General features: G+C 66.8%; 1 protein-coding gene. It reads right to left on the bottom strand.

From position 1 onward, the window contains the following. Window positions 1-188 (bottom strand): hypothetical protein (locus IG78_RS43660; protein ID WP_031130011.1); only part of this gene is annotated, 188 nt, incomplete at its 3' end. Between the last annotated feature and the right edge of the window lie 119 nt (window positions 189-307).

The raw sequence follows: 307 nt of genomic DNA, 5'->3' as shown, positions 1-307 counted from the left end.
CGTGTGCCGTCGGTGGCCTTGCGGTGCAGCAGGTCTTCGCGGGTCTGGCCGTAGGGGTTGCGGCTCATGACGGCGGCGATGTCGCTGGGGGCGATTGAGCGGCTGCGCCAGGCGCGCTCCTCGTCGCTGCCCTGCACGAGGTCGCCCACGAACCTGGCTGCGGGGGCGGTGAGCTGGGGTGCGGTCATCGGATCGCCCCTTCCAGTGCGCGCTACATCTCGACACTTGAAAACGTAGCGCACTGCCGCTACGTTTTCAACACCCCGTACGTAGCTCCTAGTTGTGGAGGCACTGTGACTCCGTCCGT

Origin of the sequence: Streptomyces aureocirculatus (genome assembly GCF_000720475.1) — a bacterium.
Classification (GTDB): Bacteria; Actinomycetota; Actinomycetes; order Streptomycetales; family Streptomycetaceae; genus Streptomyces; species Streptomyces aureocirculatus.
The sequence above is the reverse complement of the archived record's forward strand: the minus strand, read 5'-3'. Positions and strand labels throughout refer to the sequence as shown.